This is a genomic window from Bradyrhizobium centrolobii (genome assembly GCF_001641635.1).
GTDB lineage: Bacteria > Pseudomonadota > Alphaproteobacteria > Rhizobiales > Xanthobacteraceae > Bradyrhizobium > Bradyrhizobium centrolobii.
In genome coordinates this window covers 1-22776 of the sequence record NZ_LUUB01000083.1, presented here as the reverse complement: position 1 = coordinate 22776, position 22776 = coordinate 1, and the positions used below count along the sequence as shown (strand labels likewise).

At 63.6% G+C, this 22776-nt stretch carries 24 protein-coding genes and 1 pseudogene; 12 read left to right on the top strand and 13 right to left on the bottom strand.

Annotated elements, in window-relative coordinates:
• Nucleotides 1–110 precede the first annotated feature (110 nt).
• The 12 genes from AYJ54_RS31285 to AYJ54_RS31230 form a co-directional block, all read right to left on the bottom strand.
• Complete coding sequence (locus tag AYJ54_RS31285) at nucleotides 111–1085, bottom strand: tripartite tricarboxylate transporter substrate-binding protein (protein WP_063705207.1); 975 nt, start codon at nucleotides 1083–1085, stop codon at nucleotides 111–113.
• Nucleotides 1086–1109: 24 nt separating this feature from the next.
• Nucleotides 1110–1823 carry a GntR family transcriptional regulator gene (locus tag AYJ54_RS31280; protein ID WP_063705206.1) on the bottom strand — a complete coding sequence of 238 codons (714 nt, stop codon included), beginning with the start codon at nucleotides 1821–1823 and terminating at the stop codon, nucleotides 1110–1112.
• A gap of 22 nt (nucleotides 1824–1845) precedes the next feature.
• Nucleotides 1846–2586, bottom strand: a complete 741-nt coding sequence (locus AYJ54_RS31275; protein ID WP_063705204.1) for an SDR family oxidoreductase — start codon at nucleotides 2584–2586, stop codon at nucleotides 1846–1848.
• Between the two features lie 22 nt (nucleotides 2587–2608).
• Complete coding sequence (locus AYJ54_RS31270; protein ID WP_063705203.1) at nucleotides 2609–3379, bottom strand: SDR family oxidoreductase; 771 nt, start codon at nucleotides 3377–3379, stop codon at nucleotides 2609–2611.
• A 15-nt stretch (nucleotides 3380–3394) separates the two neighbouring features.
• On the bottom strand, nucleotides 3395–3775 hold the full coding sequence (locus tag AYJ54_RS31265; protein ID WP_063705201.1) for a carboxymuconolactone decarboxylase family protein: 381 nt from the start codon (nucleotides 3773–3775) through the stop codon (nucleotides 3395–3397).
• A 29-nt stretch (nucleotides 3776–3804) separates the two neighbouring features.
• Nucleotides 3805–5043: an ABC transporter substrate-binding protein gene (locus AYJ54_RS31260; RefSeq protein ID WP_063705199.1), complete on the bottom strand. Its 1239-nt coding sequence runs from the start codon at nucleotides 5041–5043 to the stop codon at nucleotides 3805–3807.
• Nucleotides 5044–5078: 35 nt separating this feature from the next.
• Nucleotides 5079–6314, bottom strand: coding sequence for an ABC transporter substrate-binding protein (locus AYJ54_RS31255; RefSeq protein WP_063705197.1), 1236 nt, complete (start codon nucleotides 6312–6314; stop codon nucleotides 5079–5081).
• Nucleotides 6315–6350: 36 nt separating this feature from the next.
• Nucleotides 6351–7058: an ABC transporter ATP-binding protein gene (locus AYJ54_RS31250; RefSeq protein ID WP_063705196.1), complete on the bottom strand. Its 708-nt coding sequence runs from the start codon at nucleotides 7056–7058 to the stop codon at nucleotides 6351–6353.
• Nucleotides 7045–8817 carry a branched-chain amino acid ABC transporter ATP-binding protein/permease gene (locus AYJ54_RS31245; protein WP_201724286.1) on the bottom strand — a complete coding sequence of 591 codons (1773 nt, stop codon included), beginning with the start codon at nucleotides 8815–8817 and terminating at the stop codon, nucleotides 7045–7047. Before AYJ54_RS31245 ends, AYJ54_RS31250 begins: the two co-directional genes overlap by 14 nt.
• Nucleotides 8818–8819: 2 nt before the next feature.
• Complete coding sequence (locus tag AYJ54_RS31240; protein WP_063705192.1) at nucleotides 8820–9755, bottom strand: branched-chain amino acid ABC transporter permease; 936 nt, start codon at nucleotides 9753–9755, stop codon at nucleotides 8820–8822.
• A gap of 112 nt (nucleotides 9756–9867) precedes the next feature.
• Nucleotides 9868–11262, bottom strand: coding sequence for an MmgE/PrpD family protein (locus tag AYJ54_RS31235; protein WP_063705191.1), 1395 nt, complete (start codon nucleotides 11260–11262; stop codon nucleotides 9868–9870).
• 30 nt (nucleotides 11263–11292) lie between these two features.
• Nucleotides 11293–12186 carry an NAD(P)-dependent oxidoreductase gene (locus AYJ54_RS31230; RefSeq protein WP_063705189.1) on the bottom strand — a complete coding sequence of 298 codons (894 nt, stop codon included), beginning with the start codon at nucleotides 12184–12186 and terminating at the stop codon, nucleotides 11293–11295.
• A gap of 152 nt (nucleotides 12187–12338) precedes the next feature.
• Between AYJ54_RS31230 and AYJ54_RS31225 the strand changes: the two genes are divergently transcribed.
• The 12 genes and pseudogenes from AYJ54_RS31225 (at nucleotide 12339) to AYJ54_RS31175 (ending at nucleotide 21808) form a co-directional block, all read left to right on the top strand.
• The gene (locus AYJ54_RS31225) at nucleotides 12339–13769 is read left to right on the top strand and encodes an MmgE/PrpD family protein (protein ID WP_245329168.1); all 1431 of its coding nucleotides are present in this window, start codon (nucleotides 12339–12341) and stop codon (nucleotides 13767–13769) included.
• Nucleotides 13770–13798: 29 nt separating this feature from the next.
• On the top strand, nucleotides 13799–14185 hold the full coding sequence (locus AYJ54_RS31220; protein ID WP_063705187.1) for a carboxymuconolactone decarboxylase family protein: 387 nt from the start codon (nucleotides 13799–13801) through the stop codon (nucleotides 14183–14185).
• Nucleotides 14186–14212: 27 nt separating this feature from the next.
• A complete protein-coding gene (locus AYJ54_RS31215; protein ID WP_063705185.1) occupies nucleotides 14213–15022 on the top strand; it encodes an N-acyl homoserine lactonase family protein in 810 nt (269 codons plus the stop codon).
• Nucleotides 15023–15096: 74 nt separating this feature from the next.
• Nucleotides 15097–15327: pseudogene (locus tag AYJ54_RS52885) on the top strand (GntR family transcriptional regulator); the annotation flags it as partial.
• Between the two features lie 18 nt (nucleotides 15328–15345).
• Complete coding sequence (locus AYJ54_RS31210) at nucleotides 15346–15825, top strand: GntR family transcriptional regulator (RefSeq protein WP_245329170.1); 480 nt, start codon at nucleotides 15346–15348, stop codon at nucleotides 15823–15825.
• A 52-nt stretch (nucleotides 15826–15877) separates the two neighbouring features.
• The gene (locus tag AYJ54_RS31205; protein ID WP_063705181.1) at nucleotides 15878–16843 is read left to right on the top strand and encodes an ABC transporter substrate-binding protein; all 966 of its coding nucleotides are present in this window, start codon (nucleotides 15878–15880) and stop codon (nucleotides 16841–16843) included.
• 2 nt (nucleotides 16844–16845) lie between these two features.
• Nucleotides 16846–17601 carry an ABC transporter permease gene (locus AYJ54_RS31200; protein WP_063705179.1) on the top strand — a complete coding sequence of 252 codons (756 nt, stop codon included), beginning with the start codon at nucleotides 16846–16848 and terminating at the stop codon, nucleotides 17599–17601.
• The gene (locus tag AYJ54_RS31195) at nucleotides 17580–18386 is read left to right on the top strand and encodes an ABC transporter ATP-binding protein (protein WP_063705177.1); all 807 of its coding nucleotides are present in this window, start codon (nucleotides 17580–17582) and stop codon (nucleotides 18384–18386) included. The genes AYJ54_RS31200 and AYJ54_RS31195 overlap by 22 nt, the downstream gene beginning before the upstream one ends.
• 7 nt (nucleotides 18387–18393) lie before the next feature.
• On the top strand, nucleotides 18394–19191 hold the full coding sequence (locus AYJ54_RS31190; protein ID WP_063705175.1) for an ABC transporter permease: 798 nt from the start codon (nucleotides 18394–18396) through the stop codon (nucleotides 19189–19191).
• A 9-nt stretch (nucleotides 19192–19200) separates the two neighbouring features.
• Entirely contained in the window at nucleotides 19201–19866 is a 666-nt protein-coding gene (locus AYJ54_RS31185; RefSeq protein ID WP_063705173.1) for a polysaccharide deacetylase family protein, read from the top strand.
• A complete protein-coding gene (locus tag AYJ54_RS31180) occupies nucleotides 19863–20729 on the top strand; it encodes a fumarylacetoacetate hydrolase family protein (protein ID WP_063705171.1) in 867 nt (288 codons plus the stop codon). The genes AYJ54_RS31185 and AYJ54_RS31180 overlap by 4 nt, the downstream gene beginning before the upstream one ends.
• Nucleotides 20730–20764: 35 nt before the next feature.
• Complete coding sequence (locus tag AYJ54_RS31175; RefSeq protein WP_201724282.1) at nucleotides 20765–21808, top strand: cobalamin-independent methionine synthase II family protein; 1044 nt, start codon at nucleotides 20765–20767, stop codon at nucleotides 21806–21808.
• 325 nt (nucleotides 21809–22133) lie between these two features.
• On the opposite strand, the gene AYJ54_RS31170 is transcribed toward AYJ54_RS31175, so the two are convergent.
• Nucleotides 22134–22598, bottom strand: coding sequence for a cupin domain-containing protein (locus AYJ54_RS31170; RefSeq protein ID WP_063705167.1), 465 nt, complete (start codon nucleotides 22596–22598; stop codon nucleotides 22134–22136).
• Nucleotides 22599–22776: the final 178 nt, after the last annotated feature.

Genomic DNA, 22776 nt, shown 5'->3' with positions numbered 1-22776 from the left:
GTTTTTTACGACTTGGCCAAGCAGAAGTGGCGCGATAGCAAGACCGCTTCGCGCTACTCGCCAACCTGTTTTTTGCAGGTGAGGCGCTAGTTGTCCGTCGATGCTGATATCTACTGTGGCTCGATTCCTGCTGCTTTGATAATCCGTCCCCACTTGAGGACCTCGGCCTTCAGGAAAGCTTCGAGGGCTTCCGGCGTCGCGCGCCCGGTCTCGACCGGAGTCATGCTGAGTTCGGCAAAGCGGCTGATCAGCGCGGGGTCCTTGAGAGCTGCCTGTAGCGCGCCCACGAGGTGGTCGAGCGCGGGCTTCGGCGTGCCGCGCGGCGCGTAGAGACCGTACCAGGTCGTCACATCGAACGCGGGAACGCCCGCCTCGGCCGACGTCGGTACATCCGGCAGCGTCGCGACACGCATCTTGCCGGTGATGGCATAGCCTTTGATGGTGCCCGACTGGATATAGGGCGTCGGTCCGGTCGCCGGATCGCAATAAACGTCAATGTGGCCGGCGATGACGTCGTTGAGCGCGGGCCCGCCTCCCTTGTAGTAGATCGGCGTAAGCTTCGTATCGGTGGCGCTCATGAACATCAGGCCGCAGAGCTGCGAGGCCGAGCCGAGACCGACATTGCCGAAGGTGATCTTGTCGCCGGCGTTGCGAATGTGCGCGACGAGCTCGCTGAGGTCCTTGGCCGGAAAGTTCGGCCGCGCCACGAGAAGCATCGGGACGTCTGTGACGAGTCCGATCATGGCGAAGTCGCCGACGGGGTCGAACGGCAGCTTGGCGTAAAGGGCGGGTGCGGTGGCCTGGCCGACATGCATCAGGAGCAGGGTGTAGCCGTCGGGCGCCGCCTTGGCGACGCGATTGGTGCCGAGCGTGCCGCCGGCGCCGACGACATTCTCGATGACGATGGATTGCTTCAGCGTCGCGCTCATGGCGTTGCCGAGGATCCGCGCGATGACGTCGCCGGGACCGCCGGCGGAGAAGGGCACAATCATCGTAACCGGGCGGGCGGGGTAGTCGTCTGCGACCGCCGCGACGCAAGGGCAGAACAGTAAGAGCAGGATCAGCGATCGTACGAGATACTTCATCGAACACTCCCTGGCGTTATCTTTTTAGTCGTCGGAAGGCGCGGCCCCCTTGGCCGCAGACCGCTCGATCATGTCGAGAGCGGCCACAGCAGCCGCGTTGATGTGATCGACGCAGCAACGTTCGGCTAGATCCGGATCTCCGTTCTGGATTGCGCGCCAGATTGCGGTCACCTCGCGCAGGCTCTTGTTGATCCGCTTCGGTTGCGACATGGAGGTAATCCGCAAGAGCTGGATGCGGTCGTGGAGCGGCTTGAGCATGCGCTCGATGAACGTATTGCGGCAGCCGCCGATCAGCGCGGCGTAGAAGTCGGTCTTGGCTTCGAGGCATCCGACGAGATCTTGCTTGGCTGCGGCAGCCTTCAGCCGCGTCAGGGCTTCCCCAATCCGGCGTGCGACCTCCGGGTCGTGAAGCCTGGCGCATTCGCGGCCGGCGAACCCCTCCAGAACCGCACGCGCCGCGTAGAGCTGTCGGGCTTCCTCCAGGCTGATTGTGCTGACTACGGGGCCGCGATGAGGGACCGTATTGACGAGCCCGTCGGCCTCGAGCACACGCAGTGCTTCGCGAATCGAAGGGCGGCTGACGCCCATCATCTCGCAGAGCTCGCGCTCGACCAGGCGTTGGCCCGGCTTGAGCGTTCCGGACATGATTGCCTCGCGCAGCTTTTGCGCGACCATCGCCCGGACGGTCGGGACGTCCTCGATGCGGAGTGTCGACTGCAATTCGCTACGTCTTTCCATGTCCGGGCCCTAGGTGGCTGATTCAGTACCGGTTTACAGGCAGAATCATCATTTCGGCAATTTGAACGTGGGCGGGCTGATCCAGGGCGAAGACGATCGACCGGGCGATGTCGGCCGGCTCGAGCGCCATCCTGAACTGGTCGAAATAGTCCTTTTCTTTCCGCTTATCGCCGCGGTAGCGGGTCAGGATGATATTGGTCTTGGTCAGGCCGGGCTGGAGTTCCGTCACCCGTATCGCCGTTTCCGCCAGCTCGCCGCGGAGGGTCTCGGTGAACATGTGCACGCCCGCCTTGCTGGTGCTGTAGGCGGCCATGTCCGGGACGATCCGGACCGCATTGATCGAGCTGATGTTGACGACATGGCCGGCGTTGCGCCGAACCATCTCGGGGAGAATCGCACGCGTCACGCGCATCAGGCCGATCAGGTTGGTCTGGATGATGTTGGACCAGTCATCCGCGGAGCCGGCATCGAAGCGCGTCCGCCCGCCGATATCGTGCCCGGCATTGTTGATGAGGACGTCGACCGGCTTGAAGTGACCTGGAATGGCATCCGGCAGGCGATCCACGGAATGCGGATCGCTCACGTCGAGCTGGACCGGAAAGACGGCGTTGCCCGCCGTTGCCGCCAGCTCCTGGAGTGCCTTGGCGTCGCGGTCGACCAGCACGACGCGACGACCGCTCTCCAGCAGCGCCTTGGTGATGGCGCGCCCCATACCGCCGGCGGCACCCGTCAGGACGACGGTCTGGCCCGATTGTTCAGTCATCGCAACACTCCCATTCCAATGCTCATGCGACTGACCAGCCTCCGTCGATAGGCAGGCTGGCCCCGGTGATGTCGTTAGCGGCCGCGCCACAAAGGAAGACGATCATGGCCGCGACGGCGTCCATGGCGATGAAGCGCTGCGTGGGCTGACGCTCGCCGAGATACGCGCCGGTCACGTCCTCGACGGGACGACCGCTCTCCGCCGCCATCGTCGCGATCTTGTTCAGGATCGCGGGCGTCGGCAGTGTGCCGGGGCAGAGCGTGTTGCAGGTGATGCCGCTGCGGGCCGTCTCGATGGCGACAGCGCGGGTCATGCCCAGGATCGCCGTCTTGGTGGTCACGTAATCGATGCGGTCCTCGACCGCTCGCGTTGAGTAGATCGAGCCCATGTTGATGATCCGGCCCCAGCCGCGCTGCTTCATGGCCGGTAGCGCCAGGCGGATCAGATGGAACGGCGCCGAGAGGTTGACGGCCAGTGCCTGTTCCCAGCGGTCGGGCGGAAACTGCTCGACCGCGGCGAAATGCCTGACCACGGCGTTGTTGATGAGGATATCGACAACGCCGCAGCGGTCCAGCAAGTCGGCCATCATGGCCTCGATGGCGTGGCGCTGGGACAGATCGACGCCGGCCGCGATGACCTTGACGTCGAAGCGGGTACGAAGGTCATCCGCTGCCTGCTTCGGCGCAACGAGATCGTGGAGGACAATGTTGGCGCCCGCACCGGCCAGGCCTTCCGCCACAGCCAATCCGAGGCCTGCCGTCGCACCGGTCACGAGCGCCCATTTACCCTTCATCGCAGTGTCGCTCCGCTATTTCTTGTCGAGCTCCGCGAAGACCTCCTTCGCGTTTCGGAATGCGTCCACGCCGGCCGGCACGCCGCAATAGATCGCGACCTGCATGAAGACCTCGCGGATTTCCTCGCGGCTTGCGCCGTTGGCGAGCGCGCCGCGGACATGGGTCTTCAGTTCGTGCGGCCGATTGAGCGCACAAAGCATCGCCAGATTGAGGAAGCTGCGGGTCTTTCGCGTCAGACCCTCGCGCCCCCAGACGTAGCCCCAGCAATATTCGGTGGTCAGGTCCTGCATCGGGCGGTTGAACTCGTCCGCGGATGCGATCGCCTTGTCGACGAACTCGTTGCCGAGCACGCTCTTGCGGATTTCGAGACCGCGGTCGTAAGTCGCTTTGTCCATCTTGCTCTCCGTTTCTCTTTCGGGCGGTGTCAGTTCTTCGGCCAGAATGGCTGCGCCAGCGCGAGCTCGGGCGGGAACACGGTCACCGGCACGCCGGACTGCCACTGCACGATGGTCATGCCGGCGCCGACACGGCGGCCCTTCTCGTCGAACCTGATCTCGCCCAGCGGATAATATTTTGAGGGACCCGCATCCATGGTGCGCAGCGCCTCACCCACGGCGACGCGGTCGGCCTTGCCGGCCTTCTCCAGCGCGTCCTTGATTACCCACATGTCGCCATAGGTGGAGATCGCGTTCTGCGTCATCCACGGCTCCTTGTAGCGTGTTTTCAACTCAGCGATCAGCGCCTCGTGGCCCTTGGCACCCCAGCTCGCGACACAGGTCAGGACGCCCTGCAGTAGCTCGGGGCTCACGGTCTGCAGCATGTCGGGCTCGGCGATCGCGATGCCGAACGAGATTGTCGGCACTTTGCCTTGGCCGAGGCCGAACTCGTTCATCTTCTCGAGCAGCAGCTTTGCGTCCGAGATCACCGTTGGCAGGAAGAAGAGCAGATCGGGCTTCGCCGAGCGGATTTTCTGCACCAGCGATGTCGCGTCCGCCAGCGGCGGCGTGAACGTCTCGTCGACGATCAGCTGCAACTGGTTCTCCGCCAACAGGCCTTCGCGCATCGATTTCGCGGAGGCGATGGACGCGGCCGTATTGTCGGTGAGGATCGCGACCGTCTTCGGCCGTTTGCCGGATGCCGTCTCCGCCAGCTTGATGATCTGCGGCAGGGCCTGCCGCGCCTGTGAGCCTGCCGTTGCCGAGGTCTGGAACACGTACTTGAAGCCGCGATCCGTGATCAGATCGGAGTAGGAGAGGGTGAGGACGGGGAGGTTGGCGCGCTCGGTGACCTCCGTCACCGCGAGCGTGAACGAGGACAGATAGGCACCACTTGCCGCGACCAGATCGCTCTCCTGTGCGACCATGCGCTGGGCAGCATTCTTGGCCTTTTCCGTAGTGTCGCCGGAATCGAGCACCACCAACTTCAGTTTGGCGCCCCCGAGCGCTTTGACACCGCCTTGCGCGTTGATGTGGTCGACTGCCATCTCGGCGCCCTCGCGCATCACCGTTCCAGGGCGGGCATAGAGCCCGGAGATCGGCACCAGCAGGCCGACCTTGACCTCCGCAGGTTGCTGTTGCGCCCAGACGCGGGACGCAATCAGCGTGCCGGACGCGCCGGCAAGGAGCGTGCGCCGGGTAATCGTGGTTTTGTTCGTCGCAGCCATAACAATTCTCCTCCCTGAAAAATTGCGCGACGCTATTAGGACTTCTTCGGCCAGAACGGCTGCGCCTGCGCGAGTTCGGGCGGATAAACGGTGACAGGCACGCCCGATTGCCACTGCACGATGACGACGCCGGCGCCGACGCGACGGCCTTTCTCGTCGAATTTGAGCTGGCCGCCCGGATAGTAGTTCGAGGGTCCGGCATCCATGGTGCGGAAAGCCTGCGCGACCGCGTTGCGGTCTGCCTTGCCGGCCTTCTCCAGCGCCTCCTTCATCAGCCACATGTCGCCGTAGGTCGAGATGACGTTCTGCGTCATCCAGGGCTCCTTGTACTTGGACTTGAGCTCGGCGATCAGGCTCTCGTGCCCCTTCGAGCCCCAGTTGGCGACGATGGTCATGATGCCTTGCACGGTCTCCGGGCTCACGCTCTGGAGCATGTCCGGCTCAGCTATGGTGATGCTGAAGGAGACGGTCGGGATCTTGCCTTGGCCGAGGCCGAACTCGCTGATCTTCTCGAGCCCGAGCTTGGCGTCGGATACCGCGTTTGGCATGAACAGCAGCAAATCGGGCTTTGCGGAGCGAACCTTCTGGATCAGAGGGGTGGCATCCGACAGCGGTGGGGTCCAGACTTCCTCGACGACGAGCTGGAGGCCATCCTGCGCGAATAGCTTTTCCTTCAGCGCCTTGGCGGTCGCGACCGACGTCGCGGTGTTGTCCATCAGCATCGCCACGGTCCTTGGCTTCTTGCCTGAAGCATTCTCGGCCAGCTTCATCAGCGTCGGCAATCCGAGCTCGGACTGACGGCTCGCGGTCGCGGCGGTCTGAAAGATGTATTTGAAGCCGCGGTCGGTCAGCAGGTCCGAATAGGACAGCGTCAGCACCGGTAGTTCGGCGCGCTCGGTCACCTCGGTCACAGCAAGCGTGAAGGAGGAGAGATAAGCACCGGTGGCGGCGACGAGATCGGGCTCCTGCGCCACCATGCGCTGCGCCGCGTTCTTGGCCTTCTCGGTGGTGTCGCCGCAGTCGATCACGACCAACTTCAGCTTGGCGCCGCCGAGTGCCTTGATGCCGCCCTGCGCGTTGATGTGGTCGATGCCCATCTCGGCGCCCATCTTCATCACCTGGCCCGGACGGGTATAAATGCCTGATAGCGGTACGATCAGCCCGACCTTGATTTCGGCGGGCGCCTGCGCGCGTGCCACCTGCGACAGGCCGAGCGCGGCAGCGCCCGACAGCACAGTCCGGCGCGTCAATCCTCCGGATGCCTTGTTCATCTTGTTCTTCTCTCCCTGCTCTTTGTTCTTTGTCCGTTACATGCCGAGATAGGCCTTGCGCACGCGGTCGTCGGCGCGCAGCGTATCGTTGTTGCCTTCGAGCACGACATGTCCGGCTTCGAGGACGTAGCCGTGGTCGGCTGATTCCAGCGCTTCCGCCACGCGTTGCTCGACAAGCAGCATTGTCAGCCCCGACTGACGGCGGATCTCGATCAGCCGCTCGAAGATGAAGTCCGCGGTCGACGGCGCTAGCCCCATCGAGGGCTCATCCAGCATCAGGAGCTTTGGCGAGGAGGCGAGCCCGCGGCCGATCGCTAGCATCTGCTGCTGGCCACCGGACATCGTGCCGGCAAACTGATTGCGGCGTTCCTTCAGCACCGGCAGCCACTCGAAGATGCGCTCGATGTTGGCCTGCCAGTCGCGCCGGCCGCTTTCGGTCATCGCGCCCATTTCCAGGTTCTCCATCACAGTCAGCGATGGGAAGACCTGGCGGCCCTCGGGGACGTGGGCGATCCCGAGATGGGCGCGCTGCGGCGGCGGCACCGCGAGGAGATCGACACCGTCAAACGAGATTCCGCCGCCGCTCGGCTTCACAATGCCCGAGATGGTCTTGAACAGGGTGGTCTTGCCGGCGCCGTTGGGGCCCACGATCGCGACGAACTCGCCGGCCTCGACATTGATCGAGACGCCGTTCAGGACGGGCTTGGCCGAATAGCCCGCGCTCAATCCCTCAATTCGCAGCATGGCCCACCCATTTCTTGCCGAGATAGGCCTCGATCACACGGCTGTCGCGCGTCACTACCTCCGGCTCGCCCTCGGTGATGACGGCGCCGTGGTCGAGCACGAGGAAGCTGTCGACCAGCCGGACCATCGCCTGCATGGTGTGCTCGATAATGGCGATGGTCATGCCGTCGCGCGCAAGCTGCTGGATCACGGCAACGACTTCGTCCGCCTCGCCGTGGCCGAGGCCCGCGAGCGTCTCGTCGAGCAGCAGGATGCGCGGCTGGCCGGCGAGCGCGCGGGCAAGCTCCATCAGCCGCAGTTCTTTGGTCGAGAGTTCGCCCGCGACGCGATCAGCTACGGCAGAGAGCCCGACGCGGGTGACCGCATCGGCGGCCAGCTTGCGTGCCTCCTCGTCGGACCGCGCCCGCACATAGGCTCCAACCACGACGTTGTCGAGGATCGACATGCGCAGGAATGGCCGCATGACCTGGAAGGTGCGGCCGATGCCTGCCTCGCAGATCGTGTGCGGCCGTTCGCAGGACATGTTGCGGCCGTCGATCAGAACCTCGCCTTGGCTGGGCTTCAGGAAGCCGTTGAGGAGATTGAACAGCGTCGTCTTGCCCGCGCCGTTGGGCCCGATGATGCCGAGGATCTCGTTCTTGTGAAGCTTGAAGCTTACATCCTGCACGGCCCTGAGGCCGCCGAAGGAGCGCGAGAGTTTGCGGACCTCGAGCACGACCTCGCCGGTTGCGGCGCGCTGCCGTGACGTCGGCTTGAGCACCTTTGTGTTGACGGCCGATACTTCCGGGACGTCGATGTCATCCGCCTTCGTCGCGAGCCGCTTGCGCAGGAGATCCCGGAGCTTCCAGAACAGTCCCTCCGGCGCAATCAGGATGACGCAGACGATGGCGAAGCCGAAGATCACGCCCTGGATGCCGGGGAAGCGCGCGCCGGCTTCGGCATGCAGGATCTCGGCGAGCGGGATCAGGATCACCGAGCCGATGACTGGGCCCCATACCGTGCCGACGCCGCCGAACATCGCAACCGTGAGCGCCTGCGCCGACACCAGCATGCCGAATACCGATTGCGGGGTCACGACCAGTAACACCTGTGCATAGAACGCGCCGATGGCGGCGGCGATTGCGCCGCTCAGCGTGATCGCGCGCAGCTTCCAGGCCAGCGTGTTGATACCAGCGGCTTCGGCTGCGGCCTCATTTTGCTTGATCGCAAGCAGCGCCATGCCGAAGCGCGATCGCTCGATCACCTGCGTCACCACGATGATGGCGAACATGATCACCAGCGCCAGCAGCGTGTAGAGGTGGGGATCGGCGAACTGCATGTAGGCGATCGGCGCATCGCGCTTGATAGGAAGCGTCACCTCCTGGAAGCCGAGCCATTCGAATACGTAGAGAATGGCGAGCGGATAGGCGAGCATCGCCAGGGCGAAGTAGTGACCCTGGAGGCGGAAGGTCGGAAATCCGATCAGGAGTCCGGCAATGCCGCCGAGCATCGCCGCGACCGGAATTAGCAGCCAGGGCGAGAGGTCGAAATAGATCTGTCCGAGCGCGGTCGTATAGGCGCCGATCCCGAAAAAGGCCGCGTGACCGAATGAGATCAGCCCGGTGTAGCCGCTGAGCAGATTCCATGACAGGCCGAACACCGCCCAAACCGGCACCAGCGTCAGGATGAGCTGGTAGTAGGAGTTGGTGACACCGAGCGAGATCGCGGCATAGGCGATGGTGAAGAGCAGCGGACGAAGCAGCGAGCGCATCCGGAGCATGGTCACGTCCTCTCCACCATGCGCCCGAAGAAGCCTTGCGGGCGGAAGAAGATGATGAGGAGGAAGACCGCGAAGATCGCGGCGTTCTGCAACTGCGTCGGCAGGATCAGCGTCGACATCTGCTGCACGAGGCCGATCGTCATGCCGCCCCAGAAAGCACCGATGATGCTGCCCATGCCGCCGAGCACGACGCCGGCATACATGACGATCACATATTCGAGCCCGACGAAGGGATGGAACGGATAGTTGGTGGCGAGCAGGCCGCCGGCAACCGCGGTAATGCCGCAGCCGAGCGCGAATGCGGTGCGGTGCGCGCGGTCGACGTCGATGCCCATATAGGTCGCGGCGGTGGGATTGTCCGCGGCGGCCCGGAGCGACTTGCCGATCCGCGTGCGCGTGATCAGAAGCGAGAGCAGCGTCATGATTGCCAGCGAAACGATAGCGTCGATGCTGCGGGCCTTGTTGAGGAAGATGCTCATGTCGAAGAACGGACCGAGCTCCCAGGCCGAACTCGACAATGGCGTGCGGATCGAGGCCAGCACCGATCCGAAGATGATGAGGCCGCCGTTCTGCAGGATCAGCGCGATGCCGAGCGTGAGAATGAGCTGGGCATAGTGGCCTTCGCCTTCGAGCGAGGCGGTGCGCGTGCCCGAAACGTGCGAGATCAGGGCGAGATGGACGAAATAGCCGAACACGGCGAGTGCAGGACCGGCCAGAAGGATGGCGACGAACGGCCCCACTGTATTGCCAAACAGCGCCTGGATGCCGACGGCAGTGAAGAGATAGAAGGCGACATACATGCCGAGCATCATGAAATCGCCGTGGGCGAAGTTGATGACCCGCATGACGCCGAAGATCAGGCCGAGCCCGACGCACATCAGGCCATAGACGGCGCCGATCAGGAGGCCCGCGGCAAGTGCTTGTAGAAATCCTTCCATCAGCCCCGCCCCCGTGCGGCGCTCACGCCGGCCTGCCGGCGATCGTGCGCCGGTGGCGCTGCTAGGCTGGTCTCCCGGTTCGCCATGTTTTCCCCGTACTATTTGGCGTTTCTTATGACGCCGTTCGCATAGCTCGTTCCGTCGTGTCCAAGCGGCACTGTGCTGCGATAACACCGGCATCGCCGAGCTGTTCGCAACCGTCGATGAGTTGCTCGAGCTGCTGCGCCCGGGCTTCGCCGATCACGCGGCCGGCGGCTGCTCGAAAACGCGCGCGGATGTCTGCCGGCGTTGCGGCGATGACATCGGGTAGGGCGTGCCGGATCATCCGGCCGTCGCGCAGGTGCACGGTCACATCCGCGCCCTGCTTGCCGGGAAAGGCGGCAGTGAAGCTGTCATCTGCATTGAGATCGGTGACCGCAACCAAACGCAGGATGGCGGCATCATCGAGCTCGGCGTAGTTCGCTTCCTCGATCTCGCCTCGCGCCAGTGTCGCGGCGACGCTGAATGGAATGCTCATCTTGGCCTGGAGCGCGTTGCGATACGGTCCCGTGGAGTCGCAACCGGGATAGCGAACGGCGGCAACGGGGGCGCGAATGACGACACGATTGATCTCGTCAGTGTCTGCGAGCTCGTGCGAGACGCGAAGCGCGGCCTGCGCTGCGGTCTGCGCGAAATTGCAGGCCGGGACCGGCTTGTTGTAGACGGCCATAATCTCGCTCTCGCCATTCGGGAAGAGCGCAATGCTGTCGGGTGCGGCCTGGCGCCGGTAGGCGGCAAACAGGCCAGCTTCACCCTCCAGGATCGTCTCCGAACCGAAGGCGCCGGCCGCGGCAAGGCCGATCGCCTTGATCGCGTTGCCGGCCGCAAAACCCGGATGAAAGTACATGTCCGAGCCGCCGGCATGCGGCCATTCGTTCAGTCCGCTGGAGGTATTGGCTGCGATCGCGATGGCGCTGGTGGCGGCGTTCTCGGAGAGGCCGAGCGCATAGCTTCCTGCGAGCGCCGCGCCCGGCGGCGCCACCAGTCCGGTCGGACGGTAGAGGCGCGCGAGGTCGGAGGTCAGGAGCGCGCGGCCGATCCGGGCGCCGGTCTCATACCCGATGATGGCGGCGGCCAGCAGCCTGGTCCCGTGCAATGGCGCCTGTTCCGACAGCGCGAGCAGGGTCGGCCAGATCACAACGCCATGGTGTGCGATGCTGGCTGCATGCATGTCTTCCCGCACGAGACCATGTCCCATCACGGCATTGACGAAGGCGGCGTCGGCCGGTGAGGAGAGATGCGAAGTCCCGATGATCGACGCGTTGCCACCGCCCTGCGCGATCGCAACGGCCTGACGGCTCCACGGATGACTGCCGGCCTCGAAAGCGCAGGACAGAAAATCGAGCAGACAGATTTTTGCCTTGGCGACAACCTCGGGCCCGAAATCCCCGAGATCGAGGGCAAGCGCGCTCCGCGCCATCTGGCGCGCGAGCGATACCTTGCCGGATCCGGTCGGGCCGATCGTCATCGCAATCGCTCTCCCTGAAGGCTCGCGCAGTCAACCGCGCATCTCGACCCCTGCCCACTCCTCGAGCACCTTGGCGATCGAGGTGAAATCAGATGATGCGCCGTACTTGGCGTTGGTGATTGCGAGCATCTGTCGCACCACCGCGCCGCAGACCATCGGCACGCCCATGGCCTCGGCCTCGTCGACGCACAGGCGGACATCCTTGTAGGAAAGGCCTGTCGTGAAGCCGAAATCGAAGGTGCCGGGCAGCACCGAGCGAGGGAATTTGTCTTCGGAAGCGCTGTTGCGCCCGCTGCTGGCGTTGATGATGTCGATCAAAATCTTCGCGTTGACGCCGCCCTTGACGCCCATCGCGACCGCCTCCGACGTGATCACCAGCGCCGCGGCCGCCATAAGGTTGTTGGCGAGTTTGGCCGTCTGCGCCACGCCGGGCTTGTCGCCGGTGTAGAACAGCTTGCCGAAATTCTTCAGGATCGGCTGGACGGTCTCATATGTCGTTTGCGGGCACGACACCATCACGGCCAGCGTGCCGTTGACGGCACCCTTGATGCCGCCGCTTACGGGCGCATCGACCAGCGTCATTCCTTTGGCTTTCAGGCCTTCCGCCACGAGTTTCGCCGCGCCGGGGCCCGAGGTCGACAGATCGATCACGATCTTCGAGCGGTTGCCGCTGCTGATGCCGTCTTGTCCGAGCGTGACAGCCTTTACGATATCGGGCGTCGGCAGGCTGGCGAGAACGATATCGGCGCGGGAGGCGACATCCGCCGGCGACTTACACAATTGTGCGCCGCGCTTGACGAGTGGCTGGGTCGCCTCGGTTTGCGTGTCATAGACGACGAGCGAATAGCCCGCGTCCATCAATCGCCCTGCCATGGGGCCGCCCATGCGGCCCGTACCGATCACGCCGAGCGTCTCTCCCGCCATCGTTCACTCCCTCTCGCGCGACCCCCGAGGAGGGTGCGCCTTTTTGTCGATCATTCTTTTGCCGATCGGTTTCGTCGATCGCCGTCGTCGCGGCGGCGGGGATTGTTATGATTGTCAGACAAGCTGTCAAGCATAACATTTGGGTCGACAGTTTGCCGCGGATCGGCATAAGGTTCGGGAAAACGAGGACGACGCCCCGCGTGCCGCAAGATGAAATTTCAAGTGTAAGCCGAACGCTTGCCGACTTCGTCGCCGCCTCGTCTTGGGCGGACGTGGAGGCGCAGAGCCACGAGGCACGGCGATCGATCCTTAATTTTTTCGCGACGGCACTGGGCTCCGCGCGCGATCCGGTGGTCACTGCTGCGTTGCGGACGCTGTCGCCGTTCAGCGGTGCCGCGACTGCAACCGTTATCGGCCATTCAGAGCCGCTCGATGCGCTATGCGCCTCGTTTCTCAATGCCGTCTCGGCGAACTTGCTCGACTTTGACGACACGCATCCCGAAACGATCATTCATCCGGCCGCGCCGGTCGCTGCTCCTGTGCTGGCGCTCGCAGAGACGAACAAGCTGTCGGGGCGCGACGCGTTGACGGCGTTTGTTCTCGGCGTGGATATCGAGTGCCGGATCGGCAATGCGGTCTCGCCGCGTCATTACGCGCGCGGCTGGCACATCACCTCGACCTGCGGGATTTTTGGCGCGGCGGCGGCCTGCGCCAAATTATTGGGACTGCCGGCGGAAGGGATTGCGAACGCGATCGGGATTGCGGCGGGTCAGTCGGCAGGCAACGTCGAGAACCTGCCGAGCGCCGCCAAGAATGTCAGCGTGGGCAACGCGGCGCGTAACGGTTTGTTCGCCGCATTGCTTGCGCAGCAGGGCTATGAGGCTGCGCCCCGCGCCATCGAAGGCCCACTCGGCTGGGCGCGCACCATGGGGGAGGAGCCCGATCTCGTCCGCCTGCTGGACGGTCTCGGCAAGACCTGGGAGATCGCGAAGAATACCTACAAGCCGTACCCTGCCGGTATTGTTTTTCATTCGGTGATCGATGCCTGCCTCCTCTTGCGTGAACGGATTAGCCGACGGGTCGACCGGATCGTGTCTGTCACCGTGCAGGGCTCGGCGTTGCTCCTCGCGCGGGGCGACCGGGCCGTCAACAACGAGCGCGATGCGCGCGTCAGCATCCATCACTGTGTGGCCTGCGGATTATTGCTCGGCGCAGCCGGCGTTGCCGAATTCGCGCACGAGACCGTGGTCCGGCCCGATATCGCGCAGTTGCGGCAGAAGGTGAGGGCGGAACTCGACGGGACGATGCCCGACGGTGCCGCGCGCGTCTCTTTGCGCCTGTCCTCCGGTGAGGTCCTCACCGAGGCCGTCACCTCGCCGCGGGGCAGTCTCGCTGCTCCGCTCGGAGATCGCGACATCGAGGAGAAGCTGCACGATAGCGTGCGGGTGGGCGGGAGCGACTGGGACGCAGGCCGGGTTATCGAGGCGGTCTGGCGGCTCGACACGGTCGGTGACGTTTCCGACTTGCTGCAATCGCTGCGACCGCCGCTGGCATCGGACCATACCGCTTTCAATCGCCTCTAGACATGCTCTCAAGACCTGAAAGGACGATCATGAGCAAGACCGAACTGTTCGAAAAGGGCCTCAAGGTCCGCAAGGAAGTGCTCGGCGAGGATTACGTCAACAAGTCGATCGCCGGCGCCGACGAGTTCACGCGCACGATGGCGGAGTGGTCGACCGAGTTTTGCTGGGGTGCGTTGTGGACACGGCCCGGCGTCGACCGGCGTACGCGCTCGATCGTCAATCTGGCGATGCTCGGCGCTCTGAACCGGCCGCACGAGCTGAAGTTGCACGTCAAGGGCGCCCTGAAGAACGGACTTACGAAGGAGGAGATCAAGGAGATACTGCTCCAGGTCGCGGTTTACTGCGGCGTTCCTGCCGGCATCGACGCGTTCCGCAATGCGCGTGAGGCCTTCAACGAAGTCGACACGAGTTCCTGAAGACGCGTCCGTTCGAACGGAGGCCTCATGACCGACCCGGAATACGAGCTCTTTGCCATCCGTTACGCAACGCGCGATGCGCAACGGAGCGAGCACTTCATCGGCGGTGATCCGCATGACGGGCCGATGCCGATGGACTATTTCGTGTGGTTGGCGAGGGGAGGCGGCCGCACCTTCGTCATCGACACCGGTTTCAACGCGGAGATCGCAAAGCAGCGCAGGCGGACGTTCCTGCGCTGCCCGGTGGAGACGCTTCGTGCGTTCGATATCGACGTAGCCGACGTCAAGGATGTGATCCTCACGCATTTGCACTACGACCACGCCGGCAATTTCGACCGGTTTCCAAATGCCCGATTTCACCTTCAGGAACGCGAACTCGCGTACGCCACCGGACGCTACATGCAATATCCGAGGCTGTCGCATTCATTCGAGGTCGAGGACGTCTGCGGGATCGTGCGGCTCAACTACGCGCGCCGGGTACTCTTCTACGATGGCGACGCCGAGATTGCGCCCGGACTGACGGTCCATGCAGCGGGCGGGCATTCGGCCGGTCTTCAGTTCGTCCGTGTCAACACGCGCCGCGGCTTTGTCGTGCTCGCCTCCGACGTCAGTCATTTCTACGAGAACATGACCAGCGAGCGCCCTTTTACGACGGCGTTTCACGTCGGGGACATGCTGGTGGGCTTCGATAAGCTGCGAGCCGCGGCTCCGGACGCGGACCACATCGTTCCCGGCCATGATCCGCTGGTCATGAAGCTCTACCCGTCGCCAAGCCCGGATCTAAATGACGTTGCGGTTCGGCTCGATGTGGCGCCTTCCGTAGCCGTTCAGTCCTAGGACGTTCGACCGGGCAGAAAATCGATTTTCGATTTTCTATTGACCCCGGCGCGCTGCCTTGCAATCATCCGACGATGGGTCCGCTTCAATTCCATGTGTCCGGAAGCCCCGGGGATGGTCCCCGCAGCCTGACCTCGGCGCTGCACGAACGCCTGCGCGCCGACATTCTGGCGACGCGGCTGCTTCCGGGTCAGAAGCTCCATATCGCGGGTCTCGCCAAGCAGTTTTCCGTGAGCCTTGCCGCTGTCCGCGAGGCGCTCTCGCGTTTGGTCGCCGACGGACTCGTGCAGGCTTCCGACCAGCGTGGCTTCCGGGTGAGCCCGGTGTCGCTCGCCGATCTTGCCGACGTGACGCAGACGCGGATCGACATCGAGGGGCTTGCACTCCGTCGCTCGATCGAGCGGGGGGACGATGCCTGGCTCGCGTCGGTGAAATCGGCCTGGGCGGATCTGAAGGCTGTTCCCTATCGCTATCCCGACGATCCGACCGTGCACTACGAGGAATGGGTGATCCGTCATCGCATTTTCCATCGTGCACTAGTCAATGCTTGTGGTTCGCCATGGCTGCTCGGATTCCGTGACGTGCTGCATGAGCAAAGCGAGCGATATCGCCGCCTCTCGATCCGCAGGGAAGTTGGCGGCAAGCCGCGCGACGTTGAGGCTGAACACAAGGCAATCGTCGCCGCCGTGATCAAACGCGATGCGGATGCGGCAGTTCGCGCGTTGTCAAAACACTTCGGCATCACCAAAGAGTTCGTCGAGCTCGCCGCCTCTCGAATTGCGGAGGTGAGCGGCGCGACCTGACGATCCGGAAAAATCCGGCAAACAAAAAACAGAGACCGGGAGGAAACCAAGAATGAAAATCAATCGCCGTCACGCGTTCATGTCGCTCGTCGCAGCAGCAGTTCTTGCTGGGCCCGCAAGCGCTGCCGAGACCATTCGCGTTGGCCTGCCCACGAAAACCTATTGGCCGACGACGATCGCGGAGACGGCCGTGCGGCAGAAGCTGTTCGAGAAGGAAGGTATCCAGGCCGAGCTGACCATCTACCGCAGTGGTGCGGAGACGTTCGAAGGTATGGCTGCGGGTGCGGCCGACATCATTCTCGATCCGCCGTCGCTGGTCTCTGCCGGACGCAAGAAGGGCGTGATGTCGCGGATCGTGGCCAATGCCGCGATGGGCAATTTCGGCTGGCAATTGATGGTGCCGACCAAATCGACGCTCGACGTCAAGGACCTCAACGGCAAGAAGGTTGCGATCACCGCGGCCGGGTCCGGCTCCGACCTGCTCGCGCTCTGGACCATTCAGGACAAGAAGATCGACTTCACGCGCGTCCCCGTCGGTGGCGGAGGCCTGGTGCCGAACCTTCTGGCTGGCAACGTCGAAGCTGCCGTGGTCTATTCACCGCTCAGCTTCCAGATCTCGAAATCTGGCGAGGCCCGCACCATCCTCGATTACGCGACCGCGGTTCCGCCGAACCTCACCGCAGGCTGGATCGTGCTCGACAAGCTCGCGGAGTCAAAGCCTCAGCTGGTTCAGAAGGCCGTGAACGCCCTTTACGGCGCGGTCGCGTTCATGCGCGCCAACCGCGATGTCACTGTCAAGCTGATCGCCGAGCTCTACGAAATGCCGACGGAGATCGCCGGCCTGGAATACGACAATACGATCATGAAGCTCGAAACCGACGGCAACATGGGTGCGCCTGACGTGAACCCGGCCGTGCAGCTCTCGCTCGACCTCGCCAAGCTCGGCGGGCTGAAGGACATCGTGTCGGTCGAGGACGTGATTTCGACCAAGTTCAAGCCGGTTCCGACCAAGCCGTAACGATGCAGAACACGTTGGCCATCAACCTTGCCAGGATCGCGATCATAATCGCGGTCCTGATACTATGGGAGGTGCTGTCCCGCACCGGCATGGTCAATCCGCGCCTGCTGCCGTCGGCGTCCGATACCTTCGCGACGCTCGGTGATCTCCTGCAGCGCGTGGCCGTGCGGAAGGATTTGATAGTGACTGCGACCGAAGTGCTGGCCGCGTTCGCGCTTGCCGTGCCCTTAGGCGCAGTGATCGGCTTCCTGGTCGCGGAGAACCGCTACTTCGGCGAAGTGGCCAAGCCGCTGCTGTTTTTCGCCTTCAGCATCCCGAAGTCGATCTTTCTGCCGATGTTCATCCTGGTGTTCGGCGTGGGATTTGCCGAGAAGGTCGGCTTCGGCTTCTTCTCGACGATCTTCATCGTGATCATGTCGACCACGACGGCGGTGGAGTCGGTCAAGGTCGAGCATCTGACGGTGGCGCGCTCCTATGGTGCCACGCCGATGCAGACCGCGTTCCGAGTCTATCTGCCGAGCATGCTGCCGGTGCTGCTCGAAGCCTTGCGCATCTCCATGATCTTCAACCTCACCGGCGTGATCCTCGCCGAGATGTACGCCTCGCGCGACGGCATCGGCCATCAGATCGCGACCTGGGGCGAGAATTTCCAGATGAAGCAGCTCCTCGCCGGCGTCGTGATGGTCGCCGCGATCGCCATGACCTTCAACGAACTTGTCAGATGGGTGGAAACGCGATGCAGCCATTGGCGAACGTGACACCGTTGAAGCCTCCGGCGCGCGCCGGCGCGATCGAGGTCAAAAATGTCGGCCAGGTCTTCAGGACGAAGTCCCAGGACGTGGTTGCACTCGATGATGTCTCGCTGGAGATCAAGCCCGGTCGCTTCGTCGTGTTGGTCGGGCCGAGCGGCTGCGGCAAGTCGACCCTTCTGATGATGATGGCAGGGCTGCGCCAGCAGACTTCGGGCACGATCACCATCAGCGGGGCGCCGATCCCGCAGCCCGACCCTGACAGGGTCGGTGTCGTGTTCCAGGAGGCCAGCCTGTTTCCGTGGCTGACGGCCGAGGACAATGTCGAGTTTCCGCTGGCGCTGCGCGGCGTACCCAAGGCCGAGCGCCGGGCCAAGGCACAGGACGCGCTGAAACTGGTAGGGCTTGAAGGCTTCGGCAAACGCCATCCGCATGAACTTTCCGGCGGCATGAAGCAGCGTGTCTCGATTGCGCGCGGGCTGGTGCAGGACCCGCCGGTGCTGTTGATGGACGAACCGTTCGCCGCGCTCGACGAGCAGACGCGTATGACCATGGGTGACGAGCTCCTGCGCATCTGGGCTGCCACCGGCAAGACGGTTGTGTTCGTCACGCACAGCCTTACCGAAGCCGTCTATCTTGCCGACGAGGTGATCGTGATGTCGGCGCGGCCCGGCCGGATCGTCGATCATCTCCAGGTCCAATTGCCGCGGCCCCGCACCTACGAGATGCTGAGCGGAGACGCCTTCGGCGCGCTGCGCGACCGGATCTGGCGGCATATCCGAAAGTCGGCGTGAGGCGGACATGAGCGCCAAAAAGCTGCGATATCTGATCGTGATCGGCCTGATTGCGTTGTGGGAGCTGCTGCCGCGCACCGGTCTCATTCCCGAGTTGTTCCTGCCGTCCCTGTCGGCGACGCTGATGGCCGGATGGACGGAGGCGGCCGAATACGGTCATGCGCTGGCGGTGACGCTCTACGAAGTTGTGTTCTCCATGGCGTTCGCCTGCGGCGGCGGCATCCTGCTCGGCGCCATCGTCGGCAGCCTGCCGCGCCCGCGCATCCTGATCATGCCGATGGTGTCGAGCCTCTATGCAGTGCCGCTCGTGATCCTCTATCCCGTCTTCACGGTGTGGCTCGGCATCGGCTCCGAATCCAAAATCGCCTTCGCCTCGATTTACGGCTTCCTTCCGACGATGCTCGCCACCGCCGCCGGCATCCAGACCATCGACCCGCAGCTCCTGCTCGCGGCGCGCAGCATGGGCGCCACGCTGAGTCAGCGACTGGTCCGCGTCATCATTCCCGCGGCGATACCGACGGTGCTGTCGGGGCTGCGTGTCGGCGGCGCGCTGGTGATTGTCGGCGTCGTCGTCTCGGAGATGCTGATCTCCTCGGCTGGCATCGGCTATCTGATCTCGCGTTATCGTACGATCCTCGACAGCCCGCACGTGTTCGCGGGCGTGCTCCTCGTGCTGTTCCTTGCGATCGCCTTCAACGCCGCGATCCGGTGGATCGAGCGCAAGGCGGCGATCTGGCAGACCGGCACGCGCGCCGCCCAGGCCAACGATGAAATCACGTCAGGCGCGATGCAGCCGGCGACCTGAGGTATTGGCGTGTACGACCTGACCCTGACATTCGACAACGGCCCCGATCCCGACGTGACGCCGCGCGTGCTCGACATCCTCGGCGAGCGCGGGGTCAAGACCACCTTCTTCGTCATCGGCGAGAAACTTGCCGACCCCGAGCGGCGCGACCTTGCGGTGCGCGCGCACGGGGAGGGGCACTGGATCGGCAATCACACCTTCACGCATACCATTCCGCTCGGCGAGCAGCCGGGTCGTGGAACGGCAGAGAATGAAATCGGCCGCACGCAGTCCGCGATCGGCGATCTTGCGCATCCGCAGCGCTGGTTCCGGCCGTTCGGCGGCGGTGGCAATCTGGATACGCGGCTGTTGAAGCTATCCGTCATCGACCATCTCACCCGCAACAAGCACAGTTGCGTGCTCTGGAATGCGATCCCGCGCGATTGGGACGACCCCGACGGCTGGACCGAGCGCGCGCTGGACCAATGTAGCCGGCAGCCCTGGACGCTCATGGTGCTGCACGATCTTCCGACCGGTGCGATGGATCACCTGGAGCGCTTCCTCGACCGCGTCGAGGCGAACGGCGCTCGCTTCCGTCAGGATTTCCCGCCACAATGCGTTCCGATCCGCAGCGGCGAGATCGCGCTTCCGATCAACGATTATGTTTCCTCCATCGAAGAGAGCATCGAGCAATGAGAGTCGCGAGTTTCACCATCGCCGGCACGGCGAGCTATGGCATCGTCACCGACAGGGGCGTCGTCGATGCCGGTAAGCGCCTCAAGGCATTTCCAACGCTGAAGACCCTACTTGCGAAGGGATCGCTCGACGAATTGAAGAAGCTTGCCGACCAGCCTGACTACGCGCTGCAGGATGTCACGCTGCTCCCGACGGTGCCCGATCCCGACAAGATATTCTGCATCGGCGTCAACTACGCCACGCACCTGGCCGAGAGCGGCCATCCAACGCCGGCGCATCCGATGATCTTCACCCGCTTCGCCAACAGCCAGGTCGGCAGTGGCCAGCCGATGATCCGGCCGCTGGAGTCGGAACGCTTTGATTATGAGGGCGAGATGGCCGTCGTCATCGGCAAGGGCGGCCGCCGCATTTCACGTGACGCTGCGTTCAGGCATGTCGCCGGCTACGCCTGCTACAATGACGGCAGTATCCGCGACTGGCAGCGCCACACCTCGCAATTCGCGCCGGGCAAGAACTTCGCCGGAACTGGCGGCTTCGGGCCCTGGATGGTCACGACCGACGAGTTGACCGACATCAGCAAGCAGACGCTCATCACCCGGCTCAACGGTGTCGAGGTGCAGAAGGCGCCAATCTCCGATCTCGTCTTCGACGTACCGGCCCTGATTGCCTACTGTTCGACCTTCACTGAGCTTGCCCCCGGCGATGTGATCGTTACCGGCACGACCGGCGGCGTCGGCGCCTATCGCAATCCGCCGCTGTGGATGAAGGGCGGCGACGTCGTGGAGATCGAGATTTCCGGCATCGGCATTCTGCGCAATCCCGTCAAGGACGAGATGCCCGCCACGGCGACGCGCGCGGCCTGACAGCCGCGATCAACAACAATAAGAAGGATAGCCCCATGCCAATGCCAACCCATATCCTCCCGACCACGGTGGTCGGCAGCTATCCGCAGCCGGAATGGCTCGTCAATCGCGCCATGCTGTCGAAGGTGGTGCCGCGCAACCGCCTGCACGACATGTGGCGGTTGCCGGCGGAGCATCTGGAGGAGGCGCAGGACGACGCGACCATCGTCGCGATCCGCGACATGGAGCGCGCCGGTATCGATATCGTGACCGATGGCGAAATCCGCCGCGAGAGCTACTCCAATCGCTTCGCCACGGCGCTCGACGGCATCGACGGGGACAATCCCGCGATGATCGTGGCGCGCACCGGCAACACGCAGACCCCGGTGCCGCGTGTCGTCGGGCCGGTGAAGCGCAAGGGACCCGTGGAGCTGCACGACATGCAGTTCCTGCGCAAGAACACCGATCGTGCCGCGAAGATCACCCTTCCAGGCCCGTTCACCATGAGCCAGCAGGCCAAGAACGAGTTCTACAAGGACGACGAAGAGCTCGCGATGGCCTTTGCCGAGGCCGTCAATGCCGAGGCGCTCGATCTGCAAAAGGCGGGTGCCGACGCGATCCAGCTCGACGAACCCTGGGTGCGCAACAATCCGGATCTCGCGAAGCGCTATGCCGTCAAGGCGATCAACCGCGCGCTGAAAGGCATCACGGTGCCGACCGTCGTGCATCTCTGTTTCGGCTATGCGGCGGTCGTGCCGGGTTCGACCAAGCCGGCCAGCTATTCCTTCCTCGCCGAGCTCGACGACACCACTGCCGATCAGATCTCGATCGAGGCCGCGCAGCCAAAGCTCGACCTTGGTGTCCTGAAGGACCTCTCGTCGAAGAAAATCATGCTCGGCGTGCTCGACCTTGGCGATCCCGAGATCGAGAGCGTCGACACCGTGGCCGACCGCATTCGCAACGGCCTGAAATATGTATCAGCGGATCGTCTGGTTCCGGCGCCCGATTGCGGCATGAAATACATGCCGCGCGCAATCGCATTCGGGAAATTGAAGGCAATGTGCGACGCGGCTGCCAAGGTTCGGCGGGAGATTGGCTGACGAGTTTCCGATGGGCTTTTCGATGCTCGACGTCGGCTCGGGTCACGAGCCGAGGTCGGATTGGCCCCACCCTTAGTCTGCTCCCACCCTAACAGCGGTCCATCGCAGCGCCTTCAACCAAGGTCAGCTCAGGGCCAGGACCCGACATACCGCTTAGGCAAACGCAGCGGCAAGACTTTCGCTCAATATCTAAAGCCCCCCGCTTGGCCTCGGCCGCAGCGGGGCCGGTCTAGAGGCGGTCTCATGCAGGTGGTGCCAAGGAGGCTCGCTTCCAGACACGATGAGTGATGAATACCACCGGCTTGCAAATTGGAGTTGGTATGCTTCACTGCGTCTTCTTGCGGGGATCATCAGCCGGGTCGATGTAGTCGATGCCTCCTGGGCCGATGAACTGAATTTGGAGGATCGCCTCCTCGTTCCCCGTCCAAACATAATGAGCGTGCTTCGCCGGCAGCGCCTGCAAGGCACCCGCCCTGACCACCTCGCCTTTCGTAGGGTCAAACTTTTCGCCCATGCCCCAGCCGACGCTACCGCTGATCACGGTGACGGTCTCGGCATAGGGATGAGTGTGCGGCGGAACCTTATAGTTGGGCGGAAACTTGACGCGCTGGACCACCACGCTGCCAGCTTTCGTTGGATCGCCTACCAGGAGCGCGACTTGGCCACCCTTCGGAATGTTCGGATTGTCCTTCCACGTCAGCGCATCTGGTTTGACGAGGGTCACGGCATCTTGCGCCAGTGCCGAACCCGCAAGCGCGATCAAGGCTGCCAAAGTCAGAAGCTTTTTCATGGGGATCCTCCTTACGATTTTTGCTCCATTTTTCAGAGTGCGATTGCTTTCACGATGATCACTGCCCAATCCCCCAGCGAGCATTTCGGCACGTCCCGCTTCAGGGCAGCTCGCGATAGTCTACTCGACGTCGTCGCGGCACGATAGGGAACAAAAGGGCGATGTCGGGTCAGGGTCA